The 210-nt window shown below is 68.6% G+C and carries 1 protein-coding gene; it reads right to left on the bottom strand.

From position 1 onward, the window contains the following. On the bottom strand, window positions 1-210 hold a 210-nt coding region (locus WA788_RS35935; RefSeq protein WP_335984770.1), incomplete at both ends, for a KR domain-containing protein.

The raw sequence follows: 210 nt of genomic DNA, 5'->3' as shown, positions 1-210 counted from the left end.
TGCACATCCATGCCGGTGGTCAACTCATCGAGCAGCAGCGCCGATTCGAGCTTCGGCCGGACCACCCGCTCAAGCTGCTCCGGCGTCATCGACGCCAGCAGACCGTCGTCCAGTACGCCCGCCGCGTGGATCACTCCGCTGAGCGGGACCTCCAACGAACCGAGCAGCGCCGTCAGTTGCTCCCGGTCCGCCACGTCGCAGGCCGCCACG

Source organism: Streptomyces sp. CA2R106, assembly GCF_037034245.1.
GTDB lineage: Bacteria > Actinomycetota > Actinomycetes > Streptomycetales > Streptomycetaceae > Actinacidiphila.
Note: the sequence above shows the minus strand (reverse complement) of the source record. Positions and strands in the feature narration are given on the sequence as shown.